Below are 18,425 nucleotides of genomic sequence, written 5' to 3'. Positions count from 1 at the left end.
GCGTCGAGCGACCCTCAGGAGGGCTGCTGCTGCAGTCGACGGACGGCGACACCGACCTCCTCCTCGGTGACGGGGAAGCCGGGCATGCGGGTGAGGCGGACCAACGGCACCGCGCGCAACATCTCACCGTTGCGGGGGTCGGCCATCAGCCGGGCGAACTCGCTGTCCCCCATGGCCTGGTGCAGCCACGGCCCTCCCTCGGGGTGCGCGAACCACTGGTCGGCGGTCGAATCGGGGGTGAGCGGCGGTGCGAGGTCGTCACCCTCGAGGTCGACGGTGGCCGACAGGCGGACGTCCCGGGACGACGCGCCGACGCGGACGTCGAACGTGCCGCCCTCGACGACCCATCGCCCGAGCGCCGTGTGCCAGAACGCGAAGGCGCGGCGGTCGAGGACGAGGCCCACCTCGGCGGACTCCCCGGCGTCGAGGGAGACGCGGGTGAAGCTGCGCAGCTCCTGATCCGGCCGGTACACGCTGGCGTGCCGGTCGGCGACGTAGACCTGCACCGTCTCGGTGCCCGCGCGGGTGCCGGTGTTGGTCACCGTGAGCCGGACCTCGGTGCGAGGCCCGGCAGGGTCCACGACGTCGACGGTGAGACCGGTGTACGCGAACGTCGTGTACGACAGCCCGTGCCCGAAGGGGTAGGAGACGGGGAGCCGGTGGGCGTCGTACCAGCGGTACCCGATGAGCAGGCCCTCGCCGTAACGCACGTGGCCGTGCTCGCCGGGAAAGGCGCCGATCGTCGGGTTGTCCTCGTACCGGACCGGGAGGGTCTCGGCGAGGCGCCCCGAGGGGTCCGTGACGCCCAGGAGGAGGTCCGCGGTGGCGCTGCCGCCCGCCTGACCGAGGAGCCACCCCTCGAGGACCGCTCGGGCGTGGTGCTGCCACGGTGCGACGGTCACGGCTCCGCCGTTGGAGAGGACGACGACGACCCGGGGGTTGACGGCCGCGACCGCCCCGAGCAGCTCGACCTGCGCGGTGGGCAGGTCCATGGTCGAGCGGTCGTACCCCTCCGACTCCCACGACGGTGGTAGCCCCAGGAAGACGAGCGCGACGTCAGCGGCCGATGCCGCGGCGACTGCCTCGCCCACGAGGGCCTCGTCACCGGAGTCGGCGTCGACGACGTACCCGGCAGCGAAGACCACGTCGCGTCGACCACCGAGCGAGGTGGTGAGCGCGTCCAGCGCGGAGTCGAGACGGGTGGGGTTGACCTGTGAGGAGCCGGCGCCCTGGTACCGCGGGGTTCGGGCCATCTCGCCGATGACGGCGACGGAGCCGGCGCCCTCCGGGTCGAGCGGCAGAAGTCCGCCGTCGTTCTTGAGCAGCACCGCGCTGGCCGTCGCGGCGTCCCTCGCGAGCGCATGGTGCGCGTCGACATCGACCGGGTCGACCTGGACGGTGAGTCCCCGCAGGGCACGGTCCGCCAGCGTGAGGACGCGTTCTGCGGCCCGGTCGACCTCCGCCTCGGCGAGCGTGCCCGAGCGGACGGCATCGAGGACCGTCCGGGTTCCGCCGCCGCTGCTCGACGGCATCTCGAGGTCGAGCCCGGCGGCGACGGCAGCGTCGCGGCGGTTGACGGCGCCCCAGTCGGACACGACGAGGTCGTCGAACCCCCACTCCTCGCGCAGCACGGTCGTCAGCAGCCACGGGTCCTCGGAGGCGTACACGCCGTTGATCCGGTTGTAGGAGCACATCACCGTCCAGGGCCGTGCTCCGGTGACGACGCGCTCGAAGGCCGGGAGGTAGATCTCGCGCAGGGTGCGCTCGTCGACGTCGGCCGAGACCGTCATGCGGTCGGTCTCCTGGTTGTTCGCGGCGAAGTGCTTGAGGGACGTGCCCACCCCTTGCGACTGGACGCCCATGACGAGGGCGGTCGCGAGCTCCCCGGCGAGGTGCGGGTCCTCGCTGAGGTACTCGAAGTTGCGGCCGCACAGCGGCGACCGCTTCATGTTGATGCCCGGGCCGAGGAGCACCGAGACGCCGAGGGCGCGGCTCTCGCGACCGAGCGCCTCGCCGACCCGACGCATGAGGTCGGTGTCCCAGCTCGAGGCGATCGCCGACGCCGGGGGGAAGCACGTCGCGGGTTCGCTGCCGGTCAGACCGAGATGGTCGCCGCCCTCCTGCTGGGTCCGCAGCCCGTGCGGACCGTCGGACACGAGCAGGGACGGGACGCCCAGCCGCTCGATCGCGGTGGTGCGCCAGAAGTCCTCGCCGTCGAGGAGCGACACCCTCTCCTCCAGCGTCAGCTCCGCGAGGACGCGTGGAACGTCCAGCCCCTGCCCCGTCGGGTGCGTGTCGGTCATGACGGCTCCTACCGGTGGGTGGTCAGTCGTGAGGTCCAGTCGCAGGATGATCTCGCCGTCGGGGTCCGTGTCACCCCTCGGGGTGAAGCCGAGCCGGGCGTAGAAACCGGCGGGCCCACCCTCGCCCTGCCCATGGCTGGTGAGGAGCTCGGTGCCCCCGTGGGCACGCACGAGGTCCACGACCTGGCGAACCACCTCCCGGCCATGGCCCTGGTGCTGGTGCCGGTGGTCGATGAGGAGCTTCCACAGGAACCACGGCCCGTTGATGTCGGGAGGCCGGGGTTCCACGTCCCAGCTCACCATGACGAACCCCACCGGCAGTTCGTCGGCGTAGACGGCTCGGTACCAAGGGTTGCCCTCCGGGCAGTCCGCAGCCTCCTCCATCGAGTCCGCCACGGAGCTCACGAAGCGTTCCTGCTCGGGCGTCGTGCGCAGCGCGAGCACGGATTCGAGGTTGGCCGCGGTGATCTGCCGCAGCGTGAGCGTCACAGCCGAAACGATAGCGCTGGATGCGTGCGCCCGCCGGGGCCTCAGCGCGCCGCGACCCGGATCCAGGAGGTCGTGAGGTCGGCGTCAATGCAGACGGACTCCACACCCTGCCGGGCCTGAAGTCCGAGCGGGGTCACCACCACGCCGGTCAGGCGGGCGCCGGGGCGGGAGGCGGCGCATCCGTGAGGTGGGGGGTTCGTGCTGACCAGGGTCAGGTCTCCGGTCGCATCGAGGGCGACCGTGCCTCGGTCGACCGGGTCGCTGGCCAACGATCCCTGGTCGTCCAACCGGTAGGTGGCGAACGCCGGGTTGCGTGCCTCGATGGCCAGGAGCATCCCGGTCCCCCGCATGAGCCAGACCCCGCCGGCATCCGCCACGTCCCGCAGTGGTGTGGCGTCGGTCATGGACGGCATCGCGATCGCCGAACCCGCGGGCGAGGCCGGGGACAGTCGCGTCAGCGTGATGTCGTCACCGAGGTTGCCGCAGTGGTTCAGGACCTCGAGAGTCAAGGAGCCTGCGTCGTACCGGGAGACCACCCAGGAGTAGGCGCAGCCTCCAGGACGATCCCGTGCGCCGATGCTGTTTCCGCTCAGCGTGTAGACCCACGTGTTCTCCGTGGTGTTCGCGTTCGGGCTTCCCGATCCCGACCCGTCGGCGTTGAAGGTCCACAACCACGGGAACCCGCCGAAGAGCGAGTCGGCCTCCACGAGCCAGGTCCCGACGAGCTCGGTCGGGGAGATCAGCTGGGTCGTGCTGGGCCTCGGCGTCGCGGGCTGGAGCCGGTCGCGACCATCGCGGTCACCACCCTGCTGGAACGCGAGGATGCCTCCGAGTGCCAGGATCCCGACGACGACGGCTGCGACGGCCCAGCGGGTGACGTGCCTGAGCCGTTCGGCCCGGGAGGTGCGTGCCACGAACTCCCGGTAGGCCGGGTCGACGTTCGTCGAGGTGGCGTACCCGTCATCGGCGAGCGCCGTCAACGCCCTCTCGATGGCCCGGTCGTCGATGGTCATCTGCTCTCTCCCATCATGGCGTGCAGGGCGGTTCGGGCCCGGTGGGCGTGCTGCTTGACGCTGCTCACACCGATCTCCAGGGCCTCGGAGGTCGCGACCTCGCTCAGCTCGAGGAAGTAGCGACACACGAGCACCTCGCGCTGCCGTGCCGGCAGTGCGCGGATCGCCGCAGCGAGCCGGCGCAGCTCGTCGTGTTCGACGGCGGAGTCCTCCGAGCTCGCGGTGTCCGCGCGGGAAGGCAGCCGCGCCAGGGCACCCCTTCCCCTGATGAGCCGGCGCTGAGTGGTGCGGCACTGGTTGATCGTCGCCCGGCGCAGGTACGCCACCACCGCCCCGGAGCTCCTCAACCCCTCCCAGTGGCGGTGCAGGGACACGAAGGCCTCCTGCGCCGCGTCCTCGGAGGCGGCCCGGTCACCGATGAGGCAGTAGGCGAGCCGCACCAGGCTCGCGTAGTGGTCCCGGAAGAGCTGCTCGAGGACCACGTCCCGGTCGAGCGTGGTGCCGGGGTGCAGTGCCGTCGCCGAGTGATCGCCGTCGTTCACATCCGCCTCCAAGAATCGGCCTCTGAGCAGAGGTCGCCGGAGCACTCCCAGGGTTGACACGAGGCGTTCGCGAGTTCGAGTTATCCGCGTCGGCCGAACGGTCTCCCGAGGACCACGCATCGCGAGAACCATCGTGCCCCTCACGGAGGTTCTGGTCATCCCGTGTCAACCCCCGGGCGGGAGCGGCGACTTCCCGTGTGACCGGCTTTCGCGCCCTCCCCTGATCCGCGGCCCGACCGCATCCCACGCACCACCCTTCACCCACCACCCGACCCCGAAGGACTCCGCCATGTCCATCTCCGTGACGACCAGATCCGCACTCATCCAGCGCACCGCTGTGGTGGCCACCGCGACGAGTGCACTCCTCCTCCTTTCCGCGACCCCAGCGGCCTTCGCTCGGCCGGAACCCGGGCCGAGGACCGTGACCGACATCGGGACCTCCGTGCAGCACTGCCTCCTGCAGCGTGCCGGGACCCAGTACGTCCGGTGCGACGACCTGACCGGCAACGGCGTTCCGGCCCCCACCTGGGTGCCCGAGTACTGACACCCCCCAGGAACCACCCGGTGGACCAAGGGATGACGGCGTCGGGACCGACGGCCGTCAGCCCAGCGGGTCGCTGGCGCGGTGCGAGTCGGCGCCGGCGAAGGTGCTCCGCCTGCGGTGATGCCCGCCGTGCCAGCTCACCAGCATGACGGTGGCGTCGTCCTCGAGGGCGTGCCCGGTGGCATCCAGGACGCTGTCCGCGAGTCGACGGACCGCCTCGCGGGGGTGCAGGTCCGCGGTCTCCGCGATGGCCACGGACAGGTCGATGCCCGCGGCGTTCCGCTCGAGCATCCCGTCGGTGACGAGGACGACGCGGTCCCCGGGCTCCAGTGCCGTCGTGGTGCTGCGGAAGCGGGTGTCGCCGAAGAGTCCGAACGGGGGGTCGGCGGGAAGCGCGAGAGTGGTGACCACCCCTGCGCGCAGCAGGAACGGAGCCACGTGTCCGGCATTGACGAGCTCGAGCTCACCGCTGCGCAGGTCCAACCGTCCGATGAGGCCGGTCACGAAGTCGTCGAGCGCGTTGTCGGCCGAGTGACCCGCCAGCGCGGCGTTGGTGGCCGACGCCTGCTCGAGCAGTGACGCGCCCTGCCGTCGTGCGCCGCGCAGACCCCCCACGCACAGCGTGGCCGTCAGGGCAGCACCGACTCCGTGTCCCATCGCGTCCGTCATCGACAGGTGCAGGACGTCCCGGGCCAGGCTGTAGTCGAAGGTGTCCCCGGCGATCTTTGCCGCCGGCTCCAACCATGCCGCGAGGGTGAAGGCCCCTGCCTCGCAGGTTCGCGGACCGGGGAGGAGCCGCTGCTGGATCTCCGCGGACAGGCTCGACGGACGGCTGCGCTGGCCCCACTCGTACACGTCCGTGTGTCTCCGGTTCGCGATCGCCACGAACGCCAGCAGGTGCGCGAGTCTGGCGATCTCCGCCAGGGCGTCAGTGTCCGGTGCCTGCGGTACACAGAGCTCGAGCAGGCCGATGACCTCCCCGCGCTCGGTCATGGGGGCGAGGACCGTCCACTGTGGCGACCCCGACCCGGGCTCGGTCTCCGATGCCGACACCTGCACGGTCTGGGTGCGCACCGCCTGCTCGGCAGGGCCCCCGTCCAGCGGCACCACCATGGCCCGCTCGCCGGCGTCGCGCCGCTCGCCGGTCAGGCGCGGCGTGGCGTCCGCGGCGTCGTCGGCGTGCTGGAGGGGGATGTGCGAGAGGCGAACCAGGGCGCGCCCGGACTGGTCGACGATGAGGAACGACACCTCGGTGGCGCCCACCGCCCTGCCCAGCTCCTTGGTCACCGCCTCCACGGCATCGACCGGCGAGGCGGCCTCCGCAGCGTCCAGCACACGTCCCAGACTGGTGGACGACTGTTCAGGGGCCATGGGCGGAGCATAGGGGGAGGCCGCGTGTCGGTCAGGCAATGCGGAGAGACCTCCGGTCGACCCAGCGAGGCGTCGTGGCCCGGTAGTCCTCGTATGCCGGCCCGAACTTCTCGAGGAGCGCCGTCTCCTCCGCCCGGATCTGGACGCGGTCGATGAAGCCGACGAAGCCGACCAGCGGGAGGAGCGCGGCCCACGAGCCCCGCCCGACCGCGTGCGCCAGCAGCAGTCCCGCCATCCCCACGTACATGGGGTTGCGACTGACGGTGTTGGCGCCGCCGGTCACGAGCACCGTCGCGCGCCCGGGCTGGAACGGCTCGGTGGTCGTGCCAGCGCGGCGGAATCGGTTCGCTGCCGCACCGGCCATCGAGAGGGCGACCAGCGAGATGGCGGCCGCTGCAGCGCTGCGACTCCTCGTGGGAGGGCGCGCTCCGTCCGAGAGCGCCCGCTGGACCAGGGCAGCCCCGACGGCCACTGCGGGAGGTGGGATGCGTGGCACGGTGCCCACCCTGCTCCCACGGGCTGGGTCCTGTCGAGTGCCTGCGACCCCGCAGCCGAGAGGCGGCCTCGGTCAGCGGCGGCTGGAGGCGAGCAGCCGGGCGGCGATCGCTTCGGGGGTGAGACCCACACGGTCGAGGACCTGACCCCGGGAGCCGTGGTCGAGGAACTCGCGCGGCAGCCCGAAGAGGTCGATGGGGACGTCGATCCCCCTGTCGCGCAGGGCTGTCGACACGTGTGAGCCGATACCGCCGGCGAGGGAGTTGTCCTCGACCACCGCGACCCGGCCGGCGTCGCCGGCGAGCTCGTCGAGCACCGGGTTGACCGGCAGCGCCCAGACCGGGTCGACGACCCGCACCCGCAGGCCCTCGGCGCCGAGCTTGTCGGCGACCGTGAGCGCCGTCGCGGCCATGGAGCCGACCCCGACGAGGAGGAGGTCGACCGCACCCTCGTCCGGCTCCATGAGGACGTCGACCCCGGCGACACTGCGCACCGCCCCGATCGGGTCGGCCACCGACCCCTTGGGGAAGCGGATCACCGACGGCGCGTCCGCGATGTCGACCGCCGTACGGAGCGCAGCGGGGATCTGCTGCCCGTCCCGAGGCGCCGCGAGGTGGAGTCCCGGGACGATCCCGACCAGCGACATGTCCCACATGCCGTGGTGCGAGGCGCCGTCGGGTCCGGTGATGCCGGAGCGGTCGAGGACGAACGTCACGCCGGCGCGGTGCAGGGCGCAGTCCATGAGGAGCTGGTCGAAGGCGCGGTTGAGGAAGGTGGCGTAGATCGCGACGACCGGGTGCAGGCCGGCATACGCCAGCCCGGCGGCCATCGTCGTCGCGTGCTGCTCGGCGATCCCGACGTCGAACGTCCGCTTCGGAAAGCGCTTCGAGAACGCGTCCAGCCCGACCGGGATCATCATCGCCGCGGTGATGGCGACGATGTCCTCGCGCTCCTCCCCCAGCTCCACGAGGGCGTCGCTGAACTCCTCGGTCCAGCTCCGCCCGGAGATCTCCAGGGGCAGACCGGTCTCGGGGTTGATGACGCCGACCGCGTGGAACTGGTCGCTCTCGTCGTTGATGGCGTGGTCGTAGCCCTTGCCCTTCTGGGTGATCGCGTGCACGAGCACCGGCCCCCCGAAGGCGCGCGCCCGCCGCAGCGCCTGCTCCAGCGCCGCGATGTCGTGACCGTCGACCGGGCCGACGTACTTGAGCCCGAGGTCCTCGAAGAGCCCCTGCGGGGCGACGATGTCCTTGATCCCCTTCTTCATCCCGTGGAGGGTCTCGTACATCGCTCCCCCGACGACGGGGGTGCGGTGCAGCGCCGACTTGCCCCAGTCGAGGAACCGTTCGTAGCCGCGGGTCGTCCGCAGCGTCGCGAGGTGGTCGGCGAGCCCGCCGCGGGTCGGCGCGTAGGAGCGCTCGTTGTCGTTGACGACGATGACGAGCGGCAGGTCCGACTCGGCGGCGATGTTGTTGAGCGCCTCCCAGGCCATGCCGCCGGTGAGCGCGCCGTCCCCGATGACCGCGACCGTGTGCCGGTCGCGCTGACCCGTGACGACGCGCCCGGCCGCGATGCCGTGCGCCCACGAGAGCGAGCTCGAGGCGTGCGAGCTCTCGACGACGTCGTGCTCGGACTCCGCCCGGCTCGGGTAGCCCGAGAGCCCGCCCTGCTTGCGCAGCCCGGAGAAGTCGTGGCGCCCGGTGAGCAGCTTGTGCACGTAGGACTGGTGGCCGGTGTCGAAGACGACGGCGTCGGACGGGCTGTCGAACACCCGGTGGATCGCGATGGTCAGCTCGACCACCCCGAGGTTGGGTCCGAGGTGACCGCCGGTGCGGGAGACCTCGTCGACGAGGAACGTCCGGATCTCCTGGGCCAGGGTCGCCAGCTCGGGTCGGGTGAGGTCCGTGAGGTCACCAGGTCCCTGGATGCGCTCCAACACGCTCACACGCTCTCCCTCTCGCTGCCGTGGTCCATCCGCACAAGTCTAGGTGCTGGCCGGGGGCGTGCCCGCTCGGGCAGGGCTCTCCGGGCGAACCCTCACCGGCCCGTGAGGAAACTCTCACAACCTCGGCACGAACGCGTGCCCCTGCATGGCCTCCAGCAACAGCCCGGCCGCCCGACGGGCCGCGAGCAGCCGGGCGCCCTCGGCCTCGAGGGCGGCCAGCGCCGCGGCGACCCCCTCCGGCTCGACGTGGTCCGCGAGGTCGACCCGCAGACCCCGGTATGCCGTCCGCATCGCTCCCAGCTGACCGTCGAGGTGGTGCGTGGTCACCCACGCGAGGGCGAGCGGGTGGCGGCGCCACACGGCATACATGCGGTACTCCGACGGGCAGTGGTCGAGCAGCCAGCCCACCGCCGGAATCTGCCAGCCCGGCGCGCCCGGCGGCGGCACCCGAGCGGGCCACCCCGGCGGACCGCTGCGGGCCCCGCCCGGTGCGCCGGGGCTGGCGGCCCGCCGCAACGGGGGCGGCGGGTTGTCGAACATGCGTTCGAGTCTAGCCCGGCCCACCCCCGCCGGGCAGGCCCCGGGGTCGTGGGCCACATCGTGGACCGCCCGAGACCTAAGCCATAACTCGCTCTTATGCTTCCCATCAACGTTTCAACCCTATTGAGGATCGAGGACCCATGACGAGCGTCGCCTCCGGCAGCCGCGCCCTGCGGCCGCCTCGCACCGGCCGGTCCAACGGCCAGTGGGCCGTCGACGGTCGCGAGCCGCTCAACCCCAACGAGGCGTTCAAGGCCGAGGACAACGGCCTCAACGTCCGCGAGCGGATCGAGACCATCTACGCGCGCGACGGCTTCGACGCCATCTCCGGCGACGACCTCCACGGCCGGTTCCGCTGGTGGGGCCTCTACACGCAGCGCAAGCCCGGGATCGACGGCGGGCGCACCGCCTCGCTCGAACCGCACGAGCTCGAGGACCGCTTCTTCATGCTCCGCGTCCGCACCGACGGACAGCTCCTCTCCCCCGACCAGCTGCGCGTCCTGGGAGTCATCTCCACCGAGTTCGCCCGCGAGAGCGCCGACATCAGCGATCGCCAGAACATCCAGTACCACTGGATCGCCATCGAGGACGTCCCCGAGATCTGGCGTCGGCTCGAGGCCGTCGGGCTCCAGACGACCGAGGCCTGCGGCGACACCCCCCGCGGCTTCCTCGGCTCGCCCGTCGCGGGAGTCGCCGCCGACGAGATCATCGACCCCACGCCGGTCATCCGCGAGATCACGTCACGATGGCTCGGCGACCAGGAGCTCTCCAACCTCCCCCGCAAGTTCAAGACCGCCATCACGGGGCACCCGAGCCTGGACGTCGTGCACGAGATCAACGACGTCTCGCTCGTCGGCGTCGTCCACCCCGAGCTCGGCCCCGGCTTCGACCTCTGGGTCGGCGGTGCCCTCTCGACCGCGCCACGGCTCGCCGAGCGCCTCGGCGTCTTCGTGTCCGAGGCCGACGCCCCCGATGTCTGGCACGGCGTCGTCTCGATCTTCCGCGACTACGGCTACCGCCGGATGCGCACCAAGGCCCGCCTGAAGTTCCTCCTCGCCGAGTGGGGCCCGGAGAAGTTCCGCGAGATCCTCGAGACCGAGTACCTCGGTCGCGCCCTGCCCGACGGGCCGGCGCCCGCACCGGCGAAGGGTCCCGGCGACCACGTGGGCGTCCACGCCCAGAAGGACGGCCGCTTCTACGTCGGGGCCGCACCGACGGTGGGACGCGTCAGCGGAACCATCCTCACCAGCCTCGCGGACCTCGTCGACCGCGTCGGTGGCGACGGGGTGCGGCTCACCGCCCACCAGAAGCTCGTCGTCCTCGGCGTCCCCGAGGCGGGCGTCGAGGACCTCGTCACCGGCCTGGAGGGCCTCGGGCTCACGGCCAGGCCGAGTCCGTTCCGCCGCTCGACGATGGCGTGCACCGGCATCGAGTACTGCAAGCTCGCGCTCGTCGACACCAAGGACACCGCGACGGTCGTCATCGCCGAGCTCGAGAGGCGCCTGGCCGGCATCGAGCTCGACACGCCGATCTCGTTGCACGTCAACGGGTGCCCCAACTCGTGCGCCCGGATCCAGACCGCCGACATCGGCCTCAAGGGGCTCATCACGACGACGGACGTCGGCGAGCACGTGCCCGGGTTCCAGGTCCACCTGGGCGGGGGACTCGCCTCCCCCGAGCGCGACGAGGCCGGTCTCGGACGGACGGTCCGCGGCCTCAAGGTGCGGTCGGCCGACCTCGCCGACTACGTGGAGCGGGTCGTCCGCCGGTTCGTCGAGCAGCGCACCGCCGGTGAGTCGTTCGCCACGTGGGCCCACCGCGCCACCGATGAGGAGCTGACATGAGCACCGCCACCACCCGGAGCACCCGGCGCAGCGAAGGTGAGCTGCGGGCCCTGGCCGTCGAGGGCTCCCTCCTCGATGACACCGATGCCGTCGGCGTCGCGCGCTGGGCGGCCGAGACCTTCCCCGGCACCCTGGCCGTCGCCTGCAGCATGGCCGAGGGCGTCCTCCCCCACCTCGTCTCGCAGCACGCGCCCGGCGTCGACGTCCTGTTCCTCGAGACCGGCTACCACTTCTCGGACACCATCGGCACCCGCGCCCGGGTGGCCGACGAGCTGGACGTCACCGTCGTCGACGTCATGCCCGAGCTGACCGTGGCCGAGCAGGACGCGAGGTTCGGCCCCCGCCTCCACGACCGCGACCCGGTGTCCTGCTGCGCGATGCGCAAGATGGAGCCGCTGGCCCGGACGCTCGACGGCTACGAGGCCTGGGTCACCGGGGTGCGCCGCGACGAGGCGCCGACCCGGACCCACACCCCGCTCGTGACCTTCGACGAGAAGCACGGCCTCGTCAAGGTCAACCCCCTGGTGACGTGGTCGCTCGACGACGTCACGGCATACGCCATCACCCACGCGGTCCCGGTGAACCTCCTTCTCTCCGACGGGTACCCGTCGATCGGGTGCGAGCCCTGCACGAAGCGGGTCGCCCCGGGCGAGGACCCCCGGTCCGGCCGCTGGGCCGGGCTGTCCAAGACCGAGTGCGGGATCCACACATGAGCGCCCCCGTGACCGCCCGCCCGGCGGTGGACGACACCGTGACGCACGACGAGCACGTCCTGAACCAGCTGGACGCCCTCGAGAGCGAGGCGATCCTCATCATCCGCGAGGTCGTCGGCGAGCTCGAGCGCCCGGTGCTGCTCTTCAGCGGGGGCAAGGACTCCGTCGTCATGCTGCACCTCGCCGCCAAGGCGTTCTGGCCGGCGCCGATCCCCTTCCCCGTCCTGCACGTGGACACGGGCCACAACTTCCCCGAGGTCCTCGACTACCGCGACGCGACCGTCGAGCGGCTCGGCCTGCGCCTCGAGGTGGCCAGCGTCCAGGACTGGATCGACGACGGACGCCTCCGGGACCGGCCCGACGGCACCCGCAACCCGCTCCAGACCCTCCCCCTGCTCGACGCGATCACGAGCCACCGCTTCGACGCGGTCTTCGGCGGCGGCCGGCGCGACGAGGAGAAGGCCCGCGCCAAGGAGCGCGTCGTGAGCCTGCGCGACGAGTTCGGCCAGTGGGACCCGCGCACCCAGCGGCCCGAGCTGTGGAACCTCTACAACCCGCGGCACGCCCCCGGCCAGCACGTCCGGGTCTTCCCGATCTCGAACTGGACCGAGCTCGACGTCTGGCGCTACATCGAGCGCGAGGCCATCGACCTGCCCGGCCTCTACTACTCCCACGAGCGCGACGTGTTCGAGCGCGACGGCATGTGGCTCGCCGTCGGCCCACACTCCCGGCCGCGCGACGGCGAGGACGTCCGGACCCGCACGGTGCGCTACCGCACCGTCGGTGACATGTCGTGCACCGGCGCCGTCCTCAGCGAGGCCCGCACCGTCGCCGACGTCGTCGTCGAGGTGGCCGCCTCGACGCTCACCGAACGCGGGGCCACCCGGGCCGACGACCGGATGTCCGAGGCCGCCATGGAGGACCGCAAGAAGGAGGGCTACTTCTGATGCCGACCCTGCTCCGCCTGGCCACCGCCGGCTCCGTCGACGACGGGAAGTCCACCCTCGTCGGCCGCCTCCTCCACGACACGAAGAGCGTGCTCGCCGACCAGCTGGCCGCCGTCGAGCGCGTCTCGCGCGACCGCGGCCTCACCGCCGCCGACCTCGCCCTCCTCACCGACGGTCTGCGCGCCGAGCGTGAGCAGGGCATCACCATCGACGTCGCCTACCGCTACTTCGCCACGGCCGAGCGGTCGTTCATCCTCGCCGACTGCCCTGGGCACGTGCAGTACACCCGCAACACCGTCACCGGGTCGAGCACCGCCGACGTCGTCGTCCTCCTCGTCGACGCGCGCAAGGGCGTGGCCGAGCAGACGCGGCGACACCTCGCCGTGACCGCCCTGCTGCGGGTCCCGCACGTCGTCGTCGCCGTGAACAAGATCGACCTCGTCGACGACGCGGAGGCCGTCTTCGCGCAGGTGAGCCGCGACGTGCGCGAGGTGGCCGGGCAGCTCGGCATCGCCGACGCGCACGCCGTGCCCGTCTCGGCCCTGCTCGGCGACAACATCGTCGAGCCGTCCGCGAACACGCCCTGGTATGCCGGCCCCAGCCTCCTCGGGCTCCTCGAGACCCTCTCCCCCAGCGCCGAGGCGGACGAGGAGCCGTTCCGCTTCACGGTCCAGCTCGCGATCCGGCCGCAGGGCGCCGCTCGCGACCCACGCCACGTCGACTACCGCGGGTATGCCGGCCAGGTCACCTCCGGGGTCGTCGCGACCGGGACCCCGGTCGTCGCGCTCCCCTCCGGACAGCGCACGACGGTGGTCGGCATCGACCTCGGCGAGGCCGAGCTGGCCGAGGCGGCCGCGGGGCGGTCGGTGACGCTGCGGCTCGCGGACGAGGTCGATCTCTCCCGTGGTGACACCCTCGTCGCCGCCGACGACGTGCCGTCCCTCACCCAGGACCTCACGGGTGTCCTCTGCTGGCTCGGCGACACGTACCTGCGTCCCGGCGCCCGCGTCCTCGTCAAGCACCGGTCCCGCACCGTGCCCGCGATCGTCCGGGCCATCGACGGCCGGCTCGACCTCGACACGCTCCGGACCGAGCCGTCGGACCGGCTCTCGCTCAACGACATCGGGAAGGTCGTCCTGCGCACGGCCTCGCCGTTGCCGATCGAGGACTACGCCCGCAGCCGCGCCGGTGGCGCGTTTCTCGTCATCGACCCCGCCGACGGCAACACCGTGGCCGCCGGGATGGCCGGCACCCCATGAGCCTGCCCGTGGCGCTCGACCTCACCGACCGTCTCGTCGTGCTGGTGGGCGGTGGGCCGGTGAGCGGACGTCGTCTCCACGCCTTCCTCGACGAGGGCGCCCTCGTGCGCATCGTCGCCCCGTGGGTGTGCGAGGAGGTCGCGGACGCCCTGTCGGGCCGTGCGGACCGGGTGCAGTGGGTGCAGCGCGACTACGCGGGCCCCGTCGACCTCGAGGACGCCTGGCTGGTGCACACGGCCGCCGGCGATCCCCACGTGGACGAGGCCGTGCGCACGGACGCCGCCGCGCTGCGCGTGTGGTGCGTCGACGCGACCGACGCCTCCGCGACGAGGGCCAGCGTCCTGGCGCGCACGGACGTCACCACTCCCGACGGCGTCGTCACCGTCGCCGTGCACGCCGGCGGGGACCCGCGCCTCGCGACCACCGTCCGGGACGGCATCGACCTCGCCCTGCGCAGCGGTGGGATCGACCTGCGCCGCCGTCGCCCCCGCGAGACCGGGTGGGTCGCCCTCGTCGGGGGCGGGCCCGGCAGCGACGGGCTCCTCACCGCGCGCGGCCACGAGCTCCTGGCCTCGGCCGACGTCGTCGTCGTCGACCGCCTCGCCCCGCGCGGCGTCGTCTCCAGACTCCCCCGGTCGGTGCGGGTCATCGACGTCGGCAAGACCCCGCACCACCACCCCGTGCCCCAGGACCGGATCAACGCGATCCTCGTCGAGGAGGCCGAGCGCGGCCACGGCGTCGTGCGCCTCAAGGGTGGCGACCCCTACGTCCTCGGCCGCGGCAGCGAGGAGCGCCTCGCCTGCGAGGCTCACGGCATCGCGGTCGAGGTGGTCCCCGGCGTCACGAGCGCGATCGCGGTCCCGGCTGCGGCCGGCATACCGGTCACGCACCGTGGCCTCGCCAAGTCCTTCACGATGGTCACCGGACACGAGCAGATCCCCTCTCTCCCCACCGGATCGGACCACACGCTCGTGCTGCTCATGGGCGTCTCGATGCTCGCCGACATCGCCCGGGAGCTCATCGCGCAGGGGCGGCCGACCCACTGCCCGGTCGCCGTCGTCGAGCGGGGCTTCCTCCCGACCCAGCGGGTGACGATCGGCGACCTCGGCGACATCGCCGACCGCGCAAGGACGCGCGGCGTCGCGTCCCCGGCGGTCATCGTCGTCGGTGACGTGGTGTCCCTGGCCACCCCGGTCGGGGCCGCTGATCCGGACGAGCGGTTGCGCTAGTCCGGGAGTTGGGTATTGGGTGAGACCCAGGTCACAGTGACGTGGTCGGGAGGAGCCAAGATGTCCAGTCACCAGATCCCGGTCTCGCGCCGGACGCGGCGAACGAGACGGCTGGTCGCCGGCGCCGGCGCGATCGCCCTCACCGCCGGTCTCACCGCGGCCTGCTCCAGCAGTCCGGACGGCACGGTCGTCAACCTCTACGGTGGTGCCTCGGCGGTGAAGTTCGACGAGCTCATCAAGGCCTGCAACGCCGAGGCCGGCGGTCGGTACACCATCGTCGGGAACCTGCTCCCGAGCGACGCCGACGGGCAGCGGGAGCAGTTCGTCCGGCGCCTCGCCGCCAAGGACGACGGCATGGACCTCCTCGGCATGGACGTCACCTGGACCGCCGAGTTCGCCGAGGCCGGGTGGATCCGCGAGCTGACCGGCGAGAAGAAGGACGCCGCCGTGGAGGGGGTGCTCCAGCCGCCTGTCGACACGGCCACGTGGAAGGACAAGCTCTACGCCATCCCCCGGACGACCAACGTCCAGATCCTCTGGTACCGCAAGAGCCTCGTGCCGGAGCCGCCCGAGACGTGGGACGAGCTCCTCGAGCAGGCGCAGGCCCTCAAGGACGCCGGCAAGACCCACCAGATCGGGTTCACCGCGGCCCAGTACGAGGGCTACGTCGTCAACATCAACAACGTGCTCAACGCCTACGGAGCCACCTTCGTCAACGAGGACAGCACCAAGGTGACCCTCGACGACAAGGCGGTCCAGGGACTCGCGTTGATGAAGAAGCTCGCGACGTCCGGTCTCGTCAGCGGGTCCCTGTCCAACGCGCAGGAGCCGGAGGTCTTCGCCGACCTGCAGGCGGGCCGGTCGGCCTTCTCGCTCAACTGGCCCTACGTCCTGTCCGCGATGCGCACCGCCAACCCCGAGGTCGCCGCCGACCTGGGCTACACGACGTTCCCGAGCGTCGAGGCCGGCCAGCCCCCCAAGGTGACCCTCGGTGGCATGAACTACGCGGTGAGCACGTACAGCAAGCACCCGGAGGAGACCTACGAGGCGGCGATGTGCCTGCGCAACGAGGAGCACCAGGTCAAGGCCGCGATCGACGCCGGCGACGCACCGGTGCTCGAGCGCATCTACACGAGCAACGCCGAGTTCCGGGAGCAGTACCCCATGGGTGACGTCATGCTCGAGGAGCTGAAGAACGCGGTGCCACGTCCGAGGACGCCGCTCTACCAGAACATCTCCACCCTGGTCTCGACGAACCTCTCTCCTCCGGGCTCCATCGACCCGGAGGCCTCCACGTCCGAGCTGCGTGACCTCATCGCGCAGACGCTCGAAGGAAAGGGGATCCTGCCGTGAGCAGCAGCACGAATGCAGCCGAGGCCGCCGGAGCCAGGGTCATCGAGGGCGGTCTCGACGGCTCGAACACCGGCGGCGACGACGGCACCGAGATCGCGAAGAAACGCTTCAGCGAGGGAAAGCGCGCCGAGCGCAACCTCGGGATCAAGCTGGTCGCCCCCGCGGTGATCATCATGCTGGCCGTGACGGCATACCCGATCTTCTACGCCCTGTGGCTGTCACTCAACCGCGCCGACCTGCGCACCCCCGACGCCAACGAGTTCATCGGACTCGAGAACTACGTCACCGTCCTGTCCAGCTCGATCTGGTGGCAGGCGTTCGGGATCACGATGTTCATCACGGTCGTCAGCGCCTTCCTCGAGCTCATCTTCGGGATGCTCCTCGCGATCGTCATGCACCGCACCATCGTCGGCCGCGGTCTCGTGCGCACCTCGGCGCTCGTGCCCTACGCGATCGTCACCGTCGTGGCGGCCTTCTCGTGGCGCTTCGCCTGGACCCAGGACCTCGGTTGGCTGGCCGGCAGCAACGCCCCACTCACCGGCAAGTGGTCCTCGATCGCGATCATCATCCTCGCCGAGGTGTGGAAGACCGTGCCGTTCATGGCCCTGCTCCTCATGGCGGGACTGGCGCTCGTGCCCGAGGACCTGCACAAGGCGGCGGCGATGGACGGCGGCTCGGCCTGGCAGCGGTTCTGGGCCATCACGGTGCCCCTCATCAAGCCGTCGATCCTCGTCGCGCTCCTGTTCCGCACCCTGGATGCGTTCCGGATCTTCGACAACATCTTCGTTCTCACCGGCGGCGCGAACGAGACGGCGTCGGTGTCGATGGTGGGCTACAACAACCTCATCCGGGGGCTCAACCTCGGCATCGGGTCGACGATGGCGGTGCTGATCTTCCTGTCCATCGCCATCATCGCGTTCATCTTCATCAAGGTCTTCGGGGCCGCCGCCCCGGGGTCCGATGACGGCGGGAGGCGCTGACATGCAGCAGGAGACGACCCAGCGGAAGCTGACCTGGACGGCGGTCAACACCCTGGTGCTCATCTACGCGTTCGTGCCCGTCGTCTGGATCATCTCGCTGTCGCTCAAGGACTCCGCGAGCCTCAACGACGGGAACTTCCTCCCGGTGTCGCCGTCGTGGGCGAGCTACCAGCAGATCTTCGACAACCCGGACTTCACACGGGCGCTCATCAACTCGATCGGCATCTGCCTCATCGCGACCTTCGTGGCGATCATCTTCGGCACGATGGCCGCCTACGCCATCGCCCGGCTCGACTTCCCCGGCAAGAGGACGATCGTCGCGCTGTCACTGCTCATCGCCATGTTCCCGCAGATCGCCCTGGTCACGCCGCTCTTCAAGATCGAGACCGCGCTGGGGCTGTTCGACACCTGGCTCGGCCTCATCATCCCCTACATCACGTTCGCCCTGCCGCTGGCGATCTACACCCTCTCCGCGTTCTTCCGGGAGATCCCGTGGGAGCTCGAGAAGGCGGCCAAGATGGACGGAGCCACGCCCTACCAGGCCTTCCGTCAGGTCATCACCCCACTGGCGATGCCGGGGGTCTTCACGACCGCCATCCTCGTCTTCATCAGCTGCTGGAACGACTTCCTCTTCGCGATCTCGCTGACGTCGACGTCGGCCTCGCGCACGGTCCCCGCCGCCATGGCGTACTTCACCGGCGCCACGACGTTCGAGAAGCCGACCGGGCCGATCGCCGCCGCCGCCGTCATCATCACCATCCCCATCGTCATCTTCGTCCTGCTCTTCCAGCGACGGATCGTGGCCGGACTGACGTCCGGCGCCGTCAAGGGCTGAGCAGGGACCCGCACGCACCCCGA

16 protein-coding genes are annotated in these 18,425 nt (G+C 71.3%); 9 read left to right on the top strand and 7 right to left on the bottom strand.

Features of this window, described 5'->3' with window-relative positions:
* Window positions 1-14 precede the first annotated feature (14 nt).
* From N801_RS04865 to N801_RS04855, 3 genes are read right to left on the bottom strand one after another with little or no spacing between them, the layout of a single operon-like run.
* Window positions 15-2,792 carry a GNAT family N-acetyltransferase gene (locus tag N801_RS04865; protein WP_084108214.1) on the bottom strand — a complete coding sequence of 926 codons (2,778 nt, stop codon included), beginning with the start codon at window positions 2,790-2,792 and terminating at the stop codon, window positions 15-17.
* Between the two features lie 41 nt (window positions 2,793-2,833).
* Entirely contained in the window at window positions 2,834-3,805 is a 972-nt protein-coding gene (locus N801_RS04860; RefSeq protein ID WP_035933632.1) for a hypothetical protein, read from the bottom strand.
* On the bottom strand, window positions 3,802-4,347 hold the full coding sequence (locus N801_RS04855; RefSeq protein ID WP_052112612.1) for an RNA polymerase sigma factor: 546 nt from the start codon (window positions 4,345-4,347) through the stop codon (window positions 3,802-3,804). Before N801_RS04855 ends, N801_RS04860 begins: the two co-directional genes overlap by 4 nt.
* A gap of 289 nt (window positions 4,348-4,636) precedes the next feature.
* Here N801_RS04855 and N801_RS04850 point away from each other — a divergent pair, with 289 nt between their 5' ends.
* Window positions 4,637-4,891 (top strand): hypothetical protein, encoded by a 255-nt coding sequence (locus N801_RS04850; protein ID WP_035933630.1) that lies wholly within the window; start codon window positions 4,637-4,639, stop codon window positions 4,889-4,891.
* A 57-nt stretch (window positions 4,892-4,948) separates the two neighbouring features.
* On the opposite strand, the gene N801_RS04845 is transcribed toward N801_RS04850, so the two are convergent.
* The 4 genes from N801_RS04845 to N801_RS04830 form a co-directional block, all read right to left on the bottom strand.
* Window positions 4,949-6,262, bottom strand: a complete 1,314-nt coding sequence (locus N801_RS04845; RefSeq protein ID WP_035933626.1) for a PP2C family protein-serine/threonine phosphatase — start codon at window positions 6,260-6,262, stop codon at window positions 4,949-4,951.
* 31 nt (window positions 6,263-6,293) lie between these two features.
* Window positions 6,294-6,758 carry a methyltransferase family protein gene (locus N801_RS04840; RefSeq protein WP_211254669.1) on the bottom strand — a complete coding sequence of 155 codons (465 nt, stop codon included), beginning with the start codon at window positions 6,756-6,758 and terminating at the stop codon, window positions 6,294-6,296.
* A 72-nt stretch (window positions 6,759-6,830) separates the two neighbouring features.
* Entirely contained in the window at window positions 6,831-8,702 is a 1,872-nt protein-coding gene (dxs, locus tag N801_RS04835) for a 1-deoxy-D-xylulose-5-phosphate synthase (RefSeq protein WP_035933619.1), read from the bottom strand.
* Between the two features lie 114 nt (window positions 8,703-8,816).
* Window positions 8,817-9,242: a hypothetical protein gene (locus N801_RS04830; protein ID WP_245618221.1), complete on the bottom strand. Its 426-nt coding sequence runs from the start codon at window positions 9,240-9,242 to the stop codon at window positions 8,817-8,819.
* Between the two features lie 140 nt (window positions 9,243-9,382).
* Here N801_RS04830 and N801_RS04825 point away from each other — a divergent pair, with 140 nt between their 5' ends.
* Genes N801_RS04825 through N801_RS04790 form a run of 8 tightly spaced genes read left to right on the top strand, consistent with a single transcriptional unit; the run spans window position 9,383 to window position 18,402 of the window.
* A complete protein-coding gene (locus N801_RS04825; protein WP_035933614.1) occupies window positions 9,383-11,086 on the top strand; it encodes a nitrite/sulfite reductase in 1,704 nt (567 codons plus the stop codon).
* A complete protein-coding gene (locus tag N801_RS04820; protein ID WP_035933612.1) occupies window positions 11,083-11,799 on the top strand; it encodes a phosphoadenylyl-sulfate reductase in 717 nt (238 codons plus the stop codon). The genes N801_RS04825 and N801_RS04820 overlap by 4 nt, the downstream gene beginning before the upstream one ends.
* Entirely contained in the window at window positions 11,796-12,746 is a 951-nt protein-coding gene (gene cysD, locus N801_RS04815) for a sulfate adenylyltransferase subunit CysD (protein WP_084108208.1), read from the top strand. The genes N801_RS04820 and cysD overlap by 4 nt, the downstream gene beginning before the upstream one ends.
* Window positions 12,746-14,005: a sulfate adenylyltransferase subunit 1 gene (locus N801_RS04810; protein ID WP_035933609.1), complete on the top strand. Its 1,260-nt coding sequence runs from the start codon at window positions 12,746-12,748 to the stop codon at window positions 14,003-14,005. Before cysD ends, N801_RS04810 begins: the two co-directional genes overlap by 1 nt.
* The gene (cobA, locus tag N801_RS04805) at window positions 14,002-15,234 is read left to right on the top strand and encodes a uroporphyrinogen-III C-methyltransferase (protein WP_052112610.1); all 1,233 of its coding nucleotides are present in this window, start codon (window positions 14,002-14,004) and stop codon (window positions 15,232-15,234) included. Before N801_RS04810 ends, cobA begins: the two co-directional genes overlap by 4 nt.
* Window positions 15,235-15,294: 60 nt before the next feature.
* Window positions 15,295-16,587: an ABC transporter substrate-binding protein gene (locus N801_RS04800; protein ID WP_035933606.1), complete on the top strand. Its 1,293-nt coding sequence runs from the start codon at window positions 15,295-15,297 to the stop codon at window positions 16,585-16,587.
* Window positions 16,584-17,567: a carbohydrate ABC transporter permease gene (locus N801_RS04795; RefSeq protein WP_281175663.1), complete on the top strand. Its 984-nt coding sequence runs from the start codon at window positions 16,584-16,586 to the stop codon at window positions 17,565-17,567. The genes N801_RS04800 and N801_RS04795 overlap by 4 nt, the downstream gene beginning before the upstream one ends.
* A gap of 1 nt (window position 17,568) precedes the next feature.
* Entirely contained in the window at window positions 17,569-18,402 is an 834-nt protein-coding gene (locus N801_RS04790) for a carbohydrate ABC transporter permease (RefSeq protein WP_156996484.1), read from the top strand.
* The last annotated feature ends 23 nt before the right edge of the window (window positions 18,403-18,425 follow it).

The sequence above is a fragment of the Knoellia aerolata DSM 18566 genome (genome assembly GCF_000768695.1).
Classification (GTDB): Bacteria; Actinomycetota; Actinomycetes; order Actinomycetales; family Dermatophilaceae; genus Knoellia; species Knoellia aerolata.
This window is presented reverse-complemented; position numbering and strand designations above follow the sequence as displayed.